Source organism: Sphingorhabdus sp. M41 (assembly GCF_001586275.1).
Taxonomy (GTDB): domain Bacteria; phylum Pseudomonadota; class Alphaproteobacteria; order Sphingomonadales; family Sphingomonadaceae; genus Parasphingorhabdus.
Window position 1 is genome coordinate 2870537 of the sequence record NZ_CP014545.1, and the last position, 16704, is coordinate 2887240.

The 16704-nt window shown below is 56.9% G+C and carries 16 protein-coding genes; 9 read left to right on the top strand and 7 right to left on the bottom strand.

The annotated features are described in order from the left end of the window. Positions 1–30: 30 nt before the first annotated feature. Positions 31–1443, bottom strand: coding sequence for a phospholipase D-like domain-containing protein (locus AZE99_RS13630; RefSeq protein WP_067202161.1), 1413 nt, complete (start codon positions 1441–1443; stop codon positions 31–33). A 211-nt stretch (positions 1444–1654) separates the two neighbouring features. On the opposite strand from AZE99_RS13630, the gene AZE99_RS13635 reads away from it, so the two are divergent. Next, complete coding sequence (locus AZE99_RS13635) at positions 1655–2269, top strand: GNAT family N-acetyltransferase (protein ID WP_067202164.1); 615 nt, start codon at positions 1655–1657, stop codon at positions 2267–2269. 221 nt (positions 2270–2490) lie between these two features. Here AZE99_RS13635 and AZE99_RS13640 read toward each other — a convergent pair whose 3' ends face one another. Beyond that, positions 2491–3753, bottom strand: a complete 1263-nt coding sequence (locus AZE99_RS13640; protein ID WP_156472280.1) for a DUF2254 domain-containing protein — start codon at positions 3751–3753, stop codon at positions 2491–2493. Between the two features lie 317 nt (positions 3754–4070). Here AZE99_RS13640 and AZE99_RS13645 point away from each other — a divergent pair, with 317 nt between their 5' ends. Then, positions 4071–4571, top strand: a complete 501-nt coding sequence (locus AZE99_RS13645; RefSeq protein ID WP_231862623.1) for a c-type cytochrome — start codon at positions 4071–4073, stop codon at positions 4569–4571. Here AZE99_RS13645 and AZE99_RS13650 read toward each other — a convergent pair whose 3' ends face one another. Together AZE99_RS13650 and AZE99_RS13655 are read right to left on the bottom strand one after the other, a co-directional pair. Next, positions 4572–5147 carry a DNA-3-methyladenine glycosylase I gene (locus tag AZE99_RS13650; RefSeq protein ID WP_067202171.1) on the bottom strand — a complete coding sequence of 192 codons (576 nt, stop codon included), beginning with the start codon at positions 5145–5147 and terminating at the stop codon, positions 4572–4574. Positions 5148–5184: 37 nt separating this feature from the next. Continuing rightward, the gene (locus tag AZE99_RS13655) at positions 5185–6510 is read right to left on the bottom strand and encodes a methyltransferase family protein (RefSeq protein WP_067202174.1); all 1326 of its coding nucleotides are present in this window, start codon (positions 6508–6510) and stop codon (positions 5185–5187) included. Between the two features lie 153 nt (positions 6511–6663). Here AZE99_RS13655 and AZE99_RS13660 point away from each other — a divergent pair, with 153 nt between their 5' ends. Then, positions 6664–7830 (top strand): PQQ-dependent sugar dehydrogenase, encoded by a 1167-nt coding sequence (locus AZE99_RS13660; protein ID WP_067203714.1) that lies wholly within the window; start codon positions 6664–6666, stop codon positions 7828–7830. 19 nt (positions 7831–7849) lie between these two features. Here AZE99_RS13660 and AZE99_RS13665 read toward each other — a convergent pair whose 3' ends face one another. Further along, positions 7850–8713, bottom strand: a complete 864-nt coding sequence (locus AZE99_RS13665; protein ID WP_067202175.1) for a DUF1499 domain-containing protein — start codon at positions 8711–8713, stop codon at positions 7850–7852. A 132-nt stretch (positions 8714–8845) separates the two neighbouring features. Here AZE99_RS13665 and AZE99_RS13670 point away from each other — a divergent pair, with 132 nt between their 5' ends. The 5 genes from AZE99_RS13670 to acs all read left to right on the top strand — a co-directional run bounded on the left by AZE99_RS13670 (position 8846) and on the right by acs (position 13825). Beyond that, positions 8846–9358: a GNAT family N-acetyltransferase gene (locus AZE99_RS13670; protein ID WP_067202178.1), complete on the top strand. Its 513-nt coding sequence runs from the start codon at positions 8846–8848 to the stop codon at positions 9356–9358. 47 nt (positions 9359–9405) lie between these two features. Beyond that, on the top strand, positions 9406–9966 hold the full coding sequence (locus AZE99_RS13675; protein ID WP_067202181.1) for a DUF1285 domain-containing protein: 561 nt from the start codon (positions 9406–9408) through the stop codon (positions 9964–9966). Beyond that, positions 9963–10562, top strand: a complete 600-nt coding sequence (locus AZE99_RS13680) for a CoA pyrophosphatase (protein WP_067202182.1) — start codon at positions 9963–9965, stop codon at positions 10560–10562. The genes AZE99_RS13675 and AZE99_RS13680 overlap by 4 nt, the downstream gene beginning before the upstream one ends. Continuing rightward, positions 10559–11788, top strand: coding sequence for a CCA tRNA nucleotidyltransferase (locus AZE99_RS13685; protein ID WP_067202185.1), 1230 nt, complete (start codon positions 10559–10561; stop codon positions 11786–11788). Before AZE99_RS13680 ends, AZE99_RS13685 begins: the two co-directional genes overlap by 4 nt. An 81-nt stretch (positions 11789–11869) precedes the next feature. Next, positions 11870–13825 (top strand): acetate--CoA ligase, encoded by a 1956-nt coding sequence (gene acs, locus AZE99_RS13690; RefSeq protein WP_067202188.1) that lies wholly within the window; start codon positions 11870–11872, stop codon positions 13823–13825. 85 nt (positions 13826–13910) lie between these two features. Here acs and AZE99_RS13695 read toward each other — a convergent pair whose 3' ends face one another. After that, positions 13911–14588, bottom strand: coding sequence for a nitroreductase (locus AZE99_RS13695; RefSeq protein WP_067202190.1), 678 nt, complete (start codon positions 14586–14588; stop codon positions 13911–13913). Between the two features lie 134 nt (positions 14589–14722). Here AZE99_RS13695 and AZE99_RS13700 point away from each other — a divergent pair, with 134 nt between their 5' ends. Continuing rightward, positions 14723–14902 (top strand): hypothetical protein, encoded by a 180-nt coding sequence (locus AZE99_RS13700; protein ID WP_067202192.1) that lies wholly within the window; start codon positions 14723–14725, stop codon positions 14900–14902. 38 nt (positions 14903–14940) lie between these two features. Here AZE99_RS13700 and AZE99_RS13705 read toward each other — a convergent pair whose 3' ends face one another. Continuing rightward, entirely contained in the window at positions 14941–16695 is a 1755-nt protein-coding gene (locus AZE99_RS13705; RefSeq protein ID WP_067202194.1) for a sodium:solute symporter family protein, read from the bottom strand. Positions 16696–16704 lie beyond the last annotated feature (9 nt).

The following is a 16704-nucleotide window of genomic DNA, read 5'->3' on the forward strand; positions in this document are numbered from 1 at the left end:
ATACTTCAATCGATCGGATTTGGTGAGCTGTCAAATGATGCCTGCGAATACGTCATCGGCCCGCTTCGGGTCGAGGACATCATTGTCCGCCAACCAGGCTTCTGCCGCTCCGACATCCGGCGTTTGATATGGCCGAAGCTGGCGACCCGCTTTATTGAGAGCTTCGATGGTAACGATAAGGGAATTGGTCTGTTCAATAGAACTGCCAACTTCTCGCTCCTCCACCCCAAGATGCTCGGCCAGAAGATCGTTCCGGACGCTGGCAATCTGGCCGGGCACCGTTCCGCCTTGAACCGCGGAGGCATCGATCGCCACATCGCACTCGCTGTCAAAACCGAGCGAGCGGTTATTAAAATTGGACGATCCGATGCGCAGATACTGATCATCGACAATCATTATTTTGGCGTGGACGTAAATCGGCGTGCCAGCGGCATTAAACGGGTGCAACATACGAAACCGGTCATATTTGTCCCGCGCTTTCACTGCTTCAAACAATCGGGCTCGCGTTGAATCCATGATTTCGGATTCTAGCCAGCCCTCGGCACTTTCCGGATTGACGATTATGACTTCGGGCCCGTCGGGCTCTGACAATCGTTCGGCAATGGCGCCGGCGATCCGGGCGGATGCAAAATATTGGCTCTCCGCATAGATGAACTGCTTCGCCGCGCCGATCAGGTCGAGATACAGGCTTTCAATTTCATGTACGCCCTGCTGATCGTCCATTTCCGGCAATGTCCGCGCGATGGCTACGGGACAATCGGTAAAATCTGCGTCCAAGCCCGCTGGCCAACAGTCCGCGCTGGCACTGACCGCCTTGACTTGCTTACCGCCAGCGTCCCGCCAATGTTGTCCGGCATATTCGGATAAAGCCCGCGCAACGTCTCCCTGAACCACCATCGCCGCGTCATGCCAGGGTCCGGCATCATTGCCGTCCGGCTGATACCGCTGCTCCTGGCTCTCTTCGTGAGCGCGTGTATCCCAGCGATTATTCGCAACATCGATACCACTGCAAAAAGCCGTGTCTTCATCGATCACAATGATCTTTTGATGATGCGCTGCCCCCACCGGATGGTGAGAATCGAGTTTAAAATGAACCCTTGGATGCAAATACCAGCGCGCCAGCGTCAAAAGCCCGTTAAGCCGGACAAAGGATTTTAAAGCCCCGGTATCCCAGCGCAGCACATAGATGTCGAGATCGCGGTTTTTCTTGAGCAGCCAATCGAAATAGGCTCCGACTTGCAAAGGGCCGTCCGGTTGCTCCGATGTGTCATGCATTTCCACGCGTTCATCGAAATCCCAGCCCAGCAGCATGATGCGTTGCTTGGCCTGCGCGAGAGACTTTCTCACCGCCCGGAAATAATTTTCCCCGTCGATGAGAACCGCAGCCCTGTCAGCATGTTCCACACGCCAGCAATTTTCTCCGGGCTTGAATATATTTGACATAGGCGATCAACCTCTCCGGTGGGGTAGAGTTCCCGGTAGCACAATAATATATGCAACCGTTCCAATATTTGTGCGTTTTGAACCTATGAACGAACAAATAATCCACTCGCTCAACAGTCTGGCAATATCTGCTGGCGAACTGCGCTCCCTTCGCGAAGGTTCGATGCCCGGCCTGAAGCCCGGTAATCGCAGAGCGGCAAGGAGACATTTGATGGCTGAGCCTTTGTCTTTTCAGAACCAGGTCCAGTCAGTGGATGCCAAGCTCGACAATGGTACGAATATCTGCCTGCGGCGCGTTCGTCAGTCCGACCTGGAGGAAATTGAAAAAGGAATCAGCCAGATGTCCGACCAGAGCCGCTATTTGCGCTTCTTTTCCGGCTCCAAAACCATGCCTCCTTCGGTCGTAGAGCGGTTGGCGAGCGTCGATGGAGTCAATCATCTTGCATGGGGGGTCATCAATATGGATGAAGAAGATCATCCCGCTATTGCCGCCGCCCATGTTTTTCGTGAGACGGAAACCAGCGACACTGGAGAATTCGCAATTGCAGTATTGGATCAGTATCACGGCCTGGGCGTCGCGAGAATCCTGATGACAACGTTATTTCTGGACAGCTTTTGCGAAGGTTTGCGGCAATTGCGGATCGATATCCTGCGCAACAACAAGAAAGCCTATGGCCTCATCCGGTCTGTCGGAGCGACGCCTTGCGCGCTGGAAGGCCCTGCCGCTCAATATAATCTAGTCATCCAGGACGCAATTTCGGCACTGCGCAAAATGGACAGTCCTGTTGCTATCCCGGATATCGTCGCGGCCTTCACAGCTGACTGAGAACAGAAGCAACGCGCGCGACAGTCTCGATAAAAAATACTGACCGTCGTGGAACCAACCAATTATCTCCGCGTAATATAGACTAATCGATGGGCGATGTCCGAATTCACCTTCGACCCAAAGGTTTGCGCCGGAAATCGCGATCTCGACGAGTTGCGTATGTCGAGGGTCGCGTTTTCCGGCTCATCTTCCCGCCAGCCATCATATCCGCGCTCGCGAACCTAAGCTTTGCAGCAATCAGTAACCTTTTGCGATCTTGCTTTCAGATCTTTTATGTCCGGCTTGTGGACGATCGTATCGAGCGCTCTCGCCAGGGCCTGGCGGGAGGCATCTGACGCCGCTTCAGAGAATTTTTCCGGCCATGACTGGGCCAGCGCTAGTAAACATAGCTGAACGCGCTGATGCACTTCCACCATAGCAGCGCCATCCCGCGCGATTTTCGCGAAAAAATCGGTAAACAGATCCTCTGTTTCTATCACCGGGCCATGCACTCTGGAATATCGGGCATCTTGTGGTTCGATGCTGGCTTCCGCAAAGACCTCAAAACAGCGCAGACCACTATCCAGCACCGAAATGGCTGTGCCCGGATCATTGATGGCGGGAGATAATGCTCGGGAGGCTATTTCGGAGAGAACCACCAGCCCGAACCGGGGGTCCTGAGCAAAGCTGCGATTATTTTCGACCAAAATCGCATCCCGAAAGGATTGCGGATCCACTGCATTAACGCCCTCACCGGAGAGATAGAGCAAGGGCCGAGCGGGATAAATCAGTTTCCCGGGGTGTATGGTAAGATAGACGGTGACAGAATATTTCTCGGCGGCTTCCTCCAGACGCCCCATATCGATCGAAGTTACGACACCGCTGGCGATATCACAACTGACGGCAAGCGCATCCTGCGGTATTTCCACCGTTGGCTGCGCGTTCAGAAAGGGATGTTGCCCGTGCCAGCGCAATGCTTTTGACGTTGCCTGCTCGACACGTCCGATGAGATCATTCATCCTGCCGAAGGTCGAGAGTTGCTGGATCCAGTTGATCAATGTCCCGCTGATCAGCACAATCACGGCAATCGTGGCGAAAAACAGGATGATCCGGCCGCGGTCATCATAATAGCCGGCAGATAATCCGATTATGCCGACAATGCTGAACAGAAATGTTCCAAGGAAGGTCGACAAGGCATTTTGCGATCGATCATCAGCAAGCATCAGAGCAATGGTTCGGGGCGTGGCCGTGCTGGTCGCCGAACCATATGCCGAGACCATGATGGACACCGAAAAGGCAATCACAGCCAACATGCTGGAGGCCAATATCGTCAATATATCGCCCACCGAACCGCTGGCGATCTCAAGGTCCGCTTCATAGGGGATCAGGGGGCCCACCCATTCTGCCGCTGCTGCTGCGGCAATAGCGCCCACGCTGAACAGCATCGCCCGGAACCAGATTTTTTCGGGCAAACGCGACACATATTTCTTCAATTCCAATATCATGCGTCGCTCTTTCTCAGCTGCGTAAATATAGGCGGTTTGGCAAACCGCAATTTTTGGTACCTTGTCAGCACCCCGTTTTGAAATCTGCACATTCGCCGATGATAGCGGCTTTTTTTAGCCCCCGCCAGCACGGCTTCCGGTACCTGCGGGACCGGAACTCCAAAAGCGCACCCTTAAAAGGCCGCCTGGACACAAAAGGCTTGATCGGGAAAAGTCAAAATGACAGATGGGTAATTCGATTTTGCATTAGTCGGCGCCAGACGACTAGGATACTGAATCTGTTATCAATATTATGCGATAGGAAAAATATGGTCAGCATGAAGTCAGTAGCTGCAATAGTCACCCTGGCTGTTTTGACGGCAGGCTGTTCGAGCGGCGGTTCGGAGCCCAGCAAGCCAGCGTCAGGCACAGCCGAAGCAACCGATCCTGCAGCAACAGCGCCGCCCGCCGATAGCGGACCACCGGCCGTTGACGATATCGCTACATTGGACGGTCCTTCCTATGCGAGCCTGACCGGTGATGCCGCCTCCGGAAAAGCCGCCTTCATGCAGTGCCGCACCTGTCATGTGGTCGACCCCGGCATGAACCGCGTCGGCCCGTCACTGGCCAATATCATCGGCCGCGAAGCGGGTTCAGTGGCAGGTTTCAGATATAGCGAAGCCAGCGCCAATAGTGATATCATCTGGACAGAAGAAAAACTGTTCCAGTTTCTCGAGAAGCCCCAGCGGGTGATCCCGAAAACCAAGATGATTTTCGCCGGCATGCCAGATGCGCAGAAACGCGCCGACGTGATTGCCTATCTCAAGAACCCGAGCTGATCAGGCTTTCCAGCATCCGGCGAGATGATCGTCGGTCATCCCGATGGCCTGCATATAGGCATAGATGATAGTGCTGCCGACAAAGCTCATGCCGCGTTTCTTCAGGGTTTTGGATATGAGGTCGCTGATCGCGGACGTCGTCCCCATGTCGGAAAAATATTTGGGTCGGTTGACGGGCGGAGGCCCGTCCAGATGGCCCCAGAGCCATGCATCGAAGCTGCCATATTCTCTCTGTATCTTAAGAAAAGCTAGCGCGTTCTTGCGGACCGAGTAAATCTTCAGCCGGTTGCGGATGATCGCTGGTTCTTCGCGCAATGCTTCCAGTTCGCCATCCGCCATCATCGCACAACGTTCGATATCGAAATCATGAAAGGCACGGCGATAGCCCTCGCGTTTGCGCAGCACTGTCTCCCAGCTCAAGCCGGCCTGCGCGCCTTCGAGGATCAGGTTTTCGAAAAGCAAGCGGTCATCATGAACCGGCACACCCCATTCCCGGTCATGATAAAGGCCGTAGAATTCCTTGCCCGCCTGGCCGCCGAAGCAGCGGTGTTTTCCGTCCGTTCCGATCACTGTCATGGGACAAGATTAGCTACACCGGATGGTTTCAACAATCTTATTCGGCAGGCTGAATTTCGGGAGCATTGCCCTTGTCCGGGGTCCACCAGCCGATACGCCGCTTGGTCCAGTTTAGCACGCGGGGGATCGGCGCATTGCGGTCCATCCATTCGACATAATCCTTATAGACCGGGTCGCTCAGCAGATGCTTTTCCTCGGTTTTGGCGCGCCAGTAATAGACCCCGCTGACCGCCGCTATCAGCACCGTATTGCGCACGAAGTCGGTAACACTGCCGGAGGTTACCAGAAACGGCATGGTCGCCAGCCACCAATAGGCATTTTTTGCGACATAGGCGGGATGCTTGGTCCAGCTATAGGGACCATGGGTCAATATTCCGCGATGGGTGAGATTGGAAAAGCGCAGGCCAAAGGCGACCGTCGCCCAGGCGTAGATGGCGGTAAGGAAAACCAACATGCCGCCCCAGATCCAGAGAATAGTGGCATGACCCTCGAACCAATAAGCCCAGTCGGCGGTGTTGACATGATAGTTGAGCGGACCGTCATCGCCCATCAGAATGAACGGCGGATAGCAGATCAGGGCGGCGACCCAGCCAGCCAGATAGGGATTTGCAGTGCGGATATGCGCATCAAGCGGCTTCATCGTCAGCATATAGCCAACCGTGGCAAACTGGACATCGACGACGAACATCGCGATGATCAGCCAATGGGCGATCACCACAGGATTGCCTGCCAGTTCATCAAGGTCCAGCCGCACCAGATCAGCAAAACCGCCGGGCACGATCGACAGCATGAACGCCAGGAAAAAGCCCTTCACCGCCCAGGCGCGCAGATGATGAAAAATCTGATCGCGCTCAAACTCGCTTTTCCTGCCGGTCAGCAGCTGGCCAAAATGCCAGGCACCGTCGCGCGGTTCAATGGTAAAGCGGTCCATGAACAGAACATAGGGAATGGACAGCACGAACAACCAGGGCGCGGCGGTTTCCATGATCTCCATTGAAAATTGATATTGGCCGGTCCAGTACCATCGACCGACGCAATAGATGGTCGCGATAATGCCCCAGGTTGCCCATAGGCCTGCCAGCTTCACCAGACTGATGTCGAATGTCTCTTTGAGCGCTTTCGGATTGTGCCAGTCGATCCCGGTGGAGGGCCGCAAATGGACCTTGTCCATCAGCAGCGACCAGATCACCATCGGTACCGCACAGGCCAGACAGGCGGCGAGCGCGGAATAGGGGCCGTCCAGACCATATTGCCGGGCGATCAGCACCCAGGACGCCAGACCGATCAGGCCTGCCACACCCACGCCATGGGAAACCGCTGACAAAGGACGCGGATCATCGCTTCTTGATTTTCGTCCAAACATGCAGTCGCCTTAACCAATAATGGTAAGCAAGCGATGAACGGGCAGATTCATGGGCAAAAAACCTCTGATTGGCCTAGGAAAATTGCCTCGGCTCCTCTATACTGACACGCAAAGGTGGCTGGCACAAATTTGATGATAAAACACGGGAATCTCATGAAAAATATTGGACTTTCGCTCTCGATCGCAATCCTCATGGCTTCCTGCACGAATGGAGAAAATGCACAGGCCAATGGGGGCGCTTCGACGGAAACGCAGGCTCTGGCAGATATTTCTCCGGTGGATCGCAAGCCTTTCGAAACAACCGCCATTGCCAGCTTTGATGAACCGTGGGCGATGACCTTCCTTCCCGATGGTCGCATGCTTGTCAGCGAAAAAGCCGGGAAGTTGCAGCTGGTTGACGCAAAGGGACAGAAAACCGAAATCGGCGGTGTGCCCGAGGTGGACTATGGTGGTCAGGGCGGCTTTGGCGATATCGTACTCGCACCCGATTTTGCGACCAGCAACATGGTTTATCTCAGCTGGGTCGAAGCGGGAGATAAAGACACGCGGGGCGCCGTGGTCGGCCGGGCGCGGCTGGAACTGAAGGGCCAGAAACCGGCGCTAAAAAACCTCAAAGCCATTTGGAAGCAAAGTCCCAAGGTCGAGGGTCGAGGGCATTTTTCGCATCGCATCGCCTTTTCGCCCGATGGAGAATATCTCTTCATTGGTTCGGGCGAGCGGCAGAAATTTGATCCTGCGCAGGATATGGCTGCCAATCTCGGCAAGATTGTCAGGCTCTATCCGGATGGCAGCGTTCCCAAGGATAACCCGTTTGTAGACAAGGAAGACGCGCTTCCCGAAATCTGGTCACTGGGCCACCGCAACATATTGGGTCTCGCGTTCGACAGCAAGGGACGTCTCTGGAATCAGGAAATGGGTCCGAAAGCCGGCGATGAGTTGAATCTCGTCCAGCGCGGGGCCAATTATGGCTATCCGATTGTATCGGAAGGCGATCATTATGATGGGAAGAAAATACCCAATCACGACACGCACCCGGAATTTGAAGCGCCAAAAGTGGCCTGGGTGCCGACGATTGCGCCCAGCGGTTTGATTTTTTATTCCGGCAAATTATTCCCTGCATGGCAAGGCAGCGCCTTTATTGGCGGCCTCGCCAGTCAGGCGCTAATTCGCATCAGCTTCGATGGTGACAGTGCTAAAGAGGCAGAGCGTTTCCTGATGGACACTCGTATCCGCGAAGTGGAACAGGGGCCCGATGGCGCAATCTATGTGCTGGAAGATGGCGAAGGCGGCCGATTGCTGAAACTGACTCCAACCGGCTGATCCCCCCGCTACAACAGACCTATTGCGAAGCGGCGGTAGTCGTTCCCGACAAGTCGCTCAAAAAACGGCGGACGCGCTTGGCGTTTGCGCCGAGGTCATGCACGCCGACGCGGCTGACCGAACGCATGTCGATAATGCTGGCCGCGCCATTTTCCGCCGAACGGGCACGAATCACAATATCATCCTTGAACCGGAACAGAGAGATCGTGTCGGTCGCTTCCAGATTGCCGGATGCGGGATCGACGCTGACAATTTTCCAGCCGCGATCTTCTGCCAGCCTTTTGGCTTTCTCGATCACTTCGGCGACCGGCTGGTCGATACGAACGGAGCGGATGTCCGGATAGGCATCCTGATGCGCCGTCGCCCATCGCTGGCGGGGATTCATGCCGCGCATGTCACCGTCATCCGCACCCGGGATATTGTCCCAATTATCGGCCCGCAGGGTAAGCGCGGTAAACTCCGGCGGATCGGCGAGATCGGTGGTAATGTCATGAATCGCCGGGAGCGTAAGAATCGCCACGACATAAGGTATCCAAAACCCCAGAAAGGCGAGCGTAGCAACCATCCCCAGACCCAGCAGTGGCCAGCGCGTCTTGCGACCTTTTCGCCGGTTCAGCACGATAAAGACAATCGCCAGAAGCAATGTGAGCAAGGCCACCAATATGATCCATGGTATCGCTGCCAGACCAGCTTGCCAGCCCCACAGACCAATGCCTCCGCCAACAGCGGCAATGACAAATGCCAGCGGCGCGCCCAGGCCGAGCAGCAGAATGAGCCAGCCTTTGGGGTCGCGGCGCAGCGAACCCCGTCTTGCCGGCTTGGCTGGTGCAGCGGCCGGTGGCGTATCGCCAGTCGATGGTTCGGTTGGCTTGTTCTGGTCCATCACGCGCAAACTCCCTTAACAGATCAATCTTTTAGCTGGCGCTTCGCGATCATGCAATTGCAACCTATGCGGCTCGACATTTACCGCAAAGCGGAGTAGCGCGCGCTTTTCCTGATATACGAGACCAACGCCTTGACCAGCATCATTCCTCTCGCCGAAATCGATCCGCAACTGGTCGAAGCCCTGCTCGACTCTGCCTTTGGCAAGGATCGGCACGACCGCACTGCCTACAAGCTGCGCGAAGGCATGGACATGCTCGAGGGCCTGTCGCTGGCCGCCGTGGATCAGGAAAAGCACGAATTGCTCGGATCTATTCAATGCTGGCCCGTGGCTCTGACCGATGAGGAGGGACAGATGCACCCCATGATTATGGTTGGTCCGGTGGCGGTTTATCCGGACTTTCAGCGCGAGGGTATCGGCCGGGCGATGATGGCGGCCCTGCTGAAGGAGATTCAGCCGGATGATCCGCTGCCTCTGGTAATGATCGGTGACCCTGAATATTATGAGCGGTTCTTCGGATTTACAGCCGAAGGCACCGGCGGATGGACGCTGCCAGGGCCTTGGGAACCTTCACGGTTACTCGTCCGCGCTAATCCGGCGCAGACATTGCCGAAGACCGGCACACTCGGCCCCTGGACAAGATAGCGAGTCTAAGCCTTTACAGAAATGGCGCCGGGCAATAGTCCGGTTGCATGCCCTATACGCCACCACCCGAACTTGCCTCGCTCTCCATCGCGGAAATCGCGGAATTGGCCGACGCGCAGAAGCTGCCACCGGTCGATCAATGGGATCCGCAAGAGACTGGCGACAGCGAAATGCGTATCGCGGCAGACGGGACCTGGTATCATCAGGGTGACCCGATCAAGCGTCCCGCCATGGTGCGCGCCTTTTCCAGCATCTTGCGGCGCGAGCCCGATGACAGCTATGCACTGGTCACACCCTATCAGAAGCTCAGCATCATCGTCGAAGATGCGCCGTTCGTCGCGGTGGAACTGGAAAGCGAAGGCAGCGGTGCCGATCGCACGCTGGCCTTCCGGCTCAACACCGACCATCTGGTGGTCGCCAATGCCGAACATCCACTACGATTTGGCGCGGACAAGCCGCAGCCCTATCTGCAAGTGCGCAAGGGATTGGAAGCAGTGCTGGCCCGGCCGGTTTACTATGGGCTCGCGGAACTGGCACTGGAAGAAGACGCCGATCCCGTTGGTATCTGGTCTGCCGGCACCTTTTTCCCCATCGCGACCGATATATGACCCTGCGCGACCGGCTAGAAAAGGCGCTGGTGAAAGGGCATGAAAATGATCTCGATCATTTGCTCTACAACGAACGCGACCATATCGATGACCTGAAGGTCTTGCGCGATGCAGCCGTGCTGATCGCAGTAACCGATCGTCCGGATCCGGGTGTTATTTTCGTCCAGCGGCCGCAGCATATGCGCAACCATCCCGGGCAGGTTGCTTTCCCCGGCGGCAAGATCGATCCGGGCGACATCGATCCGATCGATGCCGCATTGCGCGAAGCCCATGAAGAAGTCGCGCTCGATCGCGGCCATGTCGACATTATCGGCATGACCGACAGTTTCCAGTCTGGCAGCGGCTATAATATCCAGCCCGTGCTGAGTGTTATCCCGCCCGACCTGCCCTTTGTTGCAGACCCGGACGAGGTAGAAAGCTGGTTCGAAGCTCCGCTCGAGTTTCTGCTCGATCCCAAAAACCGCACCATACATGAAGGCACATGGAACGGGCGCAAGCGGCATTATTATGAAATCTACTGGCAGGATTATCGCATCTGGGGAATTACCGCAGGTATCTTGAACAATCTTGGCAAAAGGCTGGACTGGAAATCATGAAAATGCCGCCGGCAGAATGGACAGAAAGACGCGGGCTCGCTGCTTTGATCGCGGCGCTGGATGGCAAGGCCCGCTTTGTCGGCGGGGCCGTACGCGACACATTGCTGGAGATCGAGGTCAAGGATGTGGACATCGCCACACCATTGCTGCCCGAGGATGTGATGCAAAGGCTAACGGCGGTGTCGATCAAGGTCATCCCTACCGGTATCGCCCATGGCACCGTCACCGCCGTGCTGCCCGACGGTCCAGTCGAAATTACCACCCTTCGCCGCGATGTCTCCACCGATGGACGGCGCGCTACGGTAGCGTTCAGCGATGACTGGCAGGAAGATGCGGCGCGCAGGGATTTCACCATCAATGCGCTTTTCGCCGATCCCGAAACGCTGGAAGTTTTCGACTATTTTGGCGGACTGGCCGATCTCGAAGACCGACAGATCCGCTTCATCGGTTCGGCCGTAGAACGGATTGCCGAAGATCATCTCCGGATCATGCGCTATTTTCGGTTCCTGGCCCGCTTCGGCAAGCAGGAGCTTGAACCGGAAGCCTTCCGTGCTTGCGTCGACGCAGCGCCCAAACTGGAACAACTGTCACGGGAAAGAGTAGCGGATGAACTGCTGAAATTGCTCGCAACGGAGGATCCCCGCCTGGCTATCGGCAAGATGCTGGATGGAAAAATATTCCAGCATATCATCGCCGAGACCGACGAGCAGGCGACGACCATTCTAGGCCAGCTTATCACCCGCGAACAGGCCTATGCCATCATGCCCGATCCGGTGCGGCGTCTGGTAGCCCTGCTTCCCAAGGATCGGGATAAATCAGGCGCGATAGCCAAAAGCCTGAAGCTATCGAAGAAATTGCAGCGAGCGATTGCCGAGCGTTCACCAGCGCAGGCGAACGGCAAGACGCAAGTTGCACCTCGCCTGTTTCACAATGCGGAGAACATCCGTGCCCTCGCCTATCGCACCAGTGTCGAGACCGCCCGTGATGTCGTCCTGCTTTTCGCCGACGATAGCGAACTGCCCGAAATGCTGGCTCAGCTCAAAAACTGGCAATCGCCGGTTTTTCCGCTGACAGGCGGGGATTTGATCCAGCGCGGCCTCAAACCCGGCCCGATTGTCGCCCGGACTCTGGCAACAATCGAACAGGCGTGGATTGATAAAGGCTTCCCGGAAGAAAAATGGGTGACAGAATTTGTCGCCGGTCTTGATTTCAATGGCCGGACGTGAGCAAAGTCGGGTAGCGATACGGACGATATTTGCAGAACAATATAAAGCCGCAATCGGGCAAGCATATGAGAGAGGAAACAGATGACTGAGGCTCCGGGAAAAAATGATCTGGTGGATTTAATTGCATCCCCGCGCAGCGATGATGCCACTCATTGTACCGCTGCGGACTATGACCGGTTGTACAAGGAAAGCATCGCCGATCCCGATAGCTTCTGGTCCCGTCAGGCCGAACGGCTGGACTGGAACAAGGCCCCCGGCAAAATCGCCAACTGGTCCTTCGATCCGGTGTCGATCAAATGGTTTGAAGATGGCGCGTTGAACATCTGCCACAACGCGGTCGACCGCCATGTCGCCGCCGGCAAGGGCGATGTCACCGCGCTGATTTTCGAACCCGATGATCCGAAGTCGCCCGGCCGCACGATCAGCTATGCCGACCTGCTGGCAGAGGTCATCAAAATGGCCAATTGCCTGAAGAAACTGGGCGTCCAAAAGGGCGACCGGGTCACTATCTACATGCCGATGATCCCCGAAGGGGCGATTGCCATGCTCGCCTGCTCCCGTATCGGCGCGATTCACAGCGTGGTCTTTGGCGGCTTTTCCCCCGATGCGCTGGCCGGCAGGATCGAGGATTGCGACAGCAAGTTCGTGATCTGTGCGGACGCGGGTCGGCGCGGCGGCAGGCCGGTGCCCCTGAAAGCGAATGTCGATGCGGCGCTGGAAAAGGTGTCGGTCGATGCCGTTCTCGTGATCAACCATACGGACAGCGATATTGTGATGACCGCCGGACGCGACCATTATTATCACGAGCTCAAGATTGATGTGCCGGCGGACTGCCCCTGCGAGCCGATGAACGCCGAGGATCCCTTGTTCATTCTCTATACGTCCGGATCGACGGGCAAGCCCAAGGGCGTGCTCCACACGACCGGCGGCTATGCGGTCTGGGTAGCAACGACCTTTCACTATGTCTTCGACTATCAGCCCGGAGAGGTTTTCTGGTGCGGCGCCGATATCGGCTGGGTCACCGGGCACAGCTATATTGTCTATGGCCCGCTGATCAACGGTGCCACCGAGCTGATGTTCGAGGGCATCCCCAATTATCCCGATTTTGGCCGCTTCTGGGAAGTGGTCGAAAAGCACAAGGTGAACATTTTCTATACTGCGCCAACCGCCATCCGCGCCCTGATGCGCGAGGGGGACGGGCCGGTCAAAGCCCATGACCGGTCTTCGATCCGCCTGCTCGGTACAGTCGGCGAACCGATCAATCCGGAAGCCTGGCTCTGGTATTATAATGTCGTCGGCGAAGCCAAGTCGCCGATTGTCGATACCTGGTGGCAGACCGAGACGGGAGGCATCATGATCACCACCCTCCCCGGCGCCCATGGCATGAAGCCGGGCAGCGCCGGAAAGCCGTTTTTCGGCGTCCAGCCGCAACTGGTGGATGGCGACGGCAAGATACTGGAAGGCGCGACCGACGGCAATCTGTGCCTCACTGGTAGCTGGCCCGGACAGGCGCGCAGCGTCTATGGTGACCACGAGCGGTTCATCCAGACCTATTTCAGCACCTATAAGGGCAAATATTTCACCGGTGATGGCTGCAAGCGCGATGCGGATGACTATTACTGGATCACCGGCCGCGTTGACGATGTGATCAATGTTTCGGGCCACCGCATGGGAACGGCGGAAGTCGAATCCGCTCTCGTCTCTCACCCCAAGGTCGCCGAGGCAGCGGTGGTCGGCTATCCGCATGACATCAAGGGTCAGGGCATTTACTGCTATGTCACATTGAATGCGGGCGAGGAACATTCGGACGAATTGGTGGCCGAACTGCGCATCCATGTCCGCAGTGAAATCGGCCCCATCGCCACGCCCGACCATTTGCATCTGACACCCGCCCTGCCGAAAACCCGGTCCGGCAAGATCATGCGCCGGATCCTGCGCAAGATTGCCGAGAATGAACATGGCGCCCTGGGCGACACATCGACGCTGGCCGATCCGAGCGTTGTCGATGCATTGGTCGAGGGGCGGCTGAACAGATGAATGTGCTCCGCACTCGATGCGGAGCTCCGGCGACGAGAACTATTCTTTGTAGCGCAGGGCTCCGCATCAAGTGCGGAGCACAAGCCTAGCCGTCAAAACCGACAAACACGGCGGCCTCGTCAATCGGCTTGCGCGTTGATACCACCGCGTTGGCGGGAAAGCTCTCATCCGGCCAGCCGAGCGCGATACTTTTCATGATCACTTGATCATCGGCGATCCCTGCATGTTCGCGTACCACTGGCGACTGCATGATGCCCTGGCTGTTGATCACCGTACCCAGTCCCCGCGACCAAGCCGCATTGACCAACGCGGTTGCCACGGCGCCACAGTCAAAGGGCGTATCGTCACTGCCGTCCACCGCGCGGTCATAGGTGATGATCACGCATACCGGCGCGTCAAATTGCCGGAAACCCCGCATCACCCAGTCCTGCCGCGCTTCCTTGTCGTCGCGCTCGATCCCCATTGCCGAGAAAAGCTGTTTCGCCACCCCGATCTGCCGCTCGCGGTGCGGTCCGGCAAAGGCCTCACCGGTCCGGAATTCGCGCGATTGCGGCACGCCAGCCAACATCCGTTCGGTGTTTCCTGCCCGGATTTTCTCCAGCGGTTCACCGGTGATGACGTAGAAACTCCACGGCTGCGTATTCATCGACGATGGCGCGCGCATCGCCAGTTCGAGGATCTCCTCGATCAGTTCTTTCGGTACGGGTTCCGGCTTGTAGCCGCGTATGCTGCGGCGGCCGAGGACTACTTCGTCAAACTGCATGAATGACTCCATCTGTAAATACTGATCGGGGCTAGCGGACAAATGGCGCTGTGCAAAGCCCGCTATTGCCAGCGGCCGAGCGTGCGGAATTCTTATTGGGTGCACGCTCCCAATAATCTGCTAGACCGAAAGCCATGAAAGACCATTTCGAACGCCACAAGCAGACCTGGACCAGCGAAGAAATCCAGAAGCTTCACGCCTTTGCGAAAAAGGGCATGACCCTAAAGGCCATTTCCAAGGCGCTGACGCGCAGTGAAGAATCGATCCGCACACGGTCCAAGCTGGACAAGCTGAAAATTGCCAAGAAGCGCTGATTTTCGCGCGTCATTAACCCGCGATATTCAGCTCAAGCTCAAGCTCTCGGCACCCGAATCTTGTCGACCAGCCAGCCGATCTCCTTCGGTGGCGCGCTGGTATATTTCGCAACGACAATTGCCACCGCGAAATTGAGCAGCATCCCGATCACGCCAATGCCTTCCGGTGAAATCCCGAACAGCCAATTGGCCTCGACATTGCTGTCCGGTGACCAGAGCTTGAACCAGCCGATATAGAGGAAGGTAAAACTCAGGCCGGTCAGCATGCCTGCAATAGCGCCTTCACGGTTCATCCGTTTGGAGAATATACCCATGAAGATCGCCGGGAACAGCGAGGCCGCGGCAAGTCCGAAAGCGAAGGCGACCACCTGCGCCACCCAGCCGGGCGGATAGATGCCGAGATAGCCGGCTACAACAATCGCTGCCGTGGCGGCCAGTCTGGCAGCCCGTAACTCGCCTTTTTCGGTGATCTGCGGCCGGAAGGTCCGCTTGAGCAAATCATGGCTGATCGAGGATGAGATCACCAGCAACAGTCCCGCCGCCGTCGACAACGCCGCCGCCAGCCCGCCGGCGGCGACCAGCGCGATCACCCAGCCCGGCAGATTGGCAATCTCCGGATTGGCGAGCACCATGATGTCGCGGTCGACATAGACCTCGTTGGGATTGTCGTCAGCGGCTTCGTTCTGAACAATTCGCTCGCCGTTTGCGCCCGCATTCTCGGCAAACAGAGGTGCGCCCTTGAATGCGTCGCCTTTACCGAGCTGCATCTTGCCATCGCCATTTTTATCGCGCCAGGCGATCAGGTCATTGCTCTCCCAATTCTTGAACCATTCGGGGGCCTCGGCATATTCGACATTGTTTACGCTATCGATGAAATTGAGCCGCGCAAAGGCCCCAACGGCAGGCGCGGTCGTGTAGAGCAGGGCGATAAACACCAGCGCCCAGCCCGCGGACTTGCGCGCATCCGATGCCTTGGGCACGGTGAAGAAGCGGACAATCACATGCGGCAGACCGGCCGTCCCGACCATCAGCGCCGCAGTGATGCAGAATACGTCGATCATCGACTTGCTGCCATCGGTATAGGCGCCAAAACCCATGTCCTGCAGCACCAGATCGAGCTTCTGCAGCACATAGAGGCCGGAGCCGTCATTGACCGTCGATCCCAGCCCCAGTTGGGGCACCGGATTGCCGGTCACCAGAAAGCTGATGAAGAAGGCCGGCACCATATAGGCAAAGATTAGCACGCAATATTGCGCAACCTGCGTATAGGTGACTCCCTTCATTCCGCCGAGCACGGCATAGACGAAGACAATGGCCATGCCGATGATGACACCAAGCGTGATCGGCACATCGAGAAAGCGGGAAAAGACGATGCCGACGCCGCGCATTTGCCCGGCGATATAGGTGAAGCTGATGAAGATCAGGCAGATCACCGCGACCACCCGGGCGGCCTTGGAATAGTAACGTGTGCCAATAAAGTCGGGCACCGTATATTCCCCGAATTTCCTGAGATAGGGCGCGAGCAGCAGCGCCAGCATCACATAGCCGCCGGTCCAGCCCATCAGGTAGACCGAGCCGTCATAGCCGGAAAAGGCGATAATCCCCGCCATCGAGATGAAGCTCGCCGCCGACATCCAGTCCGCGGCTGTTGCCATGCCATTGACGATCGGATTGACCCCGCCGCCGGCGACATAGAATTCCTTGGTCGAGCCCGCGCGCGAGGCGATCGCAATGCCGATGTATAGCGCGAAGGACAGGCCGACGAAAATATAGATGAGTGTCTGGGTTGCCATCAGCCGCGC

Coding starts and splice junctions, on each gene's coding strand:
- AZE99_RS13630 (WP_067202161.1), bottom strand. CDS start 1,443: ATGTCAAATATATTCAAGCCCGGAGAAAATTGCTGGCGTGTGGAACAT.
- AZE99_RS13635 (WP_067202164.1), top strand. CDS start 1,655: ATGGCTGAGCCTTTGTCTTTTCAGAACCAGGTCCAGTCAGTGGATGCC.
- AZE99_RS13640 (WP_156472280.1), bottom strand. CDS start 3,753: ATGATATTGGAATTGAAGAAATATGTGTCGCGTTTGCCCGAAAAAATC.
- AZE99_RS13645 (WP_231862623.1), top strand. CDS start 4,071: ATGAAGTCAGTAGCTGCAATAGTCACCCTGGCTGTTTTGACGGCAGGC.
- AZE99_RS13650 (WP_067202171.1), bottom strand. CDS start 5,147: ATGACAGTGATCGGAACGGACGGAAAACACCGCTGCTTCGGCGGCCAG.
- AZE99_RS13655 (WP_067202174.1), bottom strand. CDS start 6,510: ATGTTTGGACGAAAATCAAGAAGCGATGATCCGCGTCCTTTGTCAGCG.
- AZE99_RS13660 (WP_067203714.1), top strand. CDS start 6,664: ATGAAAAATATTGGACTTTCGCTCTCGATCGCAATCCTCATGGCTTCC.
- AZE99_RS13665 (WP_067202175.1), bottom strand. CDS start 8,713: ATGGACCAGAACAAGCCAACCGAACCATCGACTGGCGATACGCCACCG.
- AZE99_RS13675 (WP_067202181.1), top strand. CDS start 9,406: ATGCCCTATACGCCACCACCCGAACTTGCCTCGCTCTCCATCGCGGAA.
- AZE99_RS13680 (WP_067202182.1), top strand. CDS start 9,963: ATGACCCTGCGCGACCGGCTAGAAAAGGCGCTGGTGAAAGGGCATGAA.
- AZE99_RS13685 (WP_067202185.1), top strand. CDS start 10,559: ATGAAAATGCCGCCGGCAGAATGGACAGAAAGACGCGGGCTCGCTGCT.
- acs (WP_067202188.1), top strand. CDS start 11,870: ATGACTGAGGCTCCGGGAAAAAATGATCTGGTGGATTTAATTGCATCC.
- AZE99_RS13695 (WP_067202190.1), bottom strand. CDS start 14,588: ATGCAGTTTGACGAAGTAGTCCTCGGCCGCCGCAGCATACGCGGCTAC.
- AZE99_RS13700 (WP_067202192.1), top strand. CDS start 14,723: ATGAAAGACCATTTCGAACGCCACAAGCAGACCTGGACCAGCGAAGAA.
- AZE99_RS13705 (WP_067202194.1), bottom strand. CDS start 16,695: ATGGCAACCCAGACACTCATCTATATTTTCGTCGGCCTGTCCTTCGCG.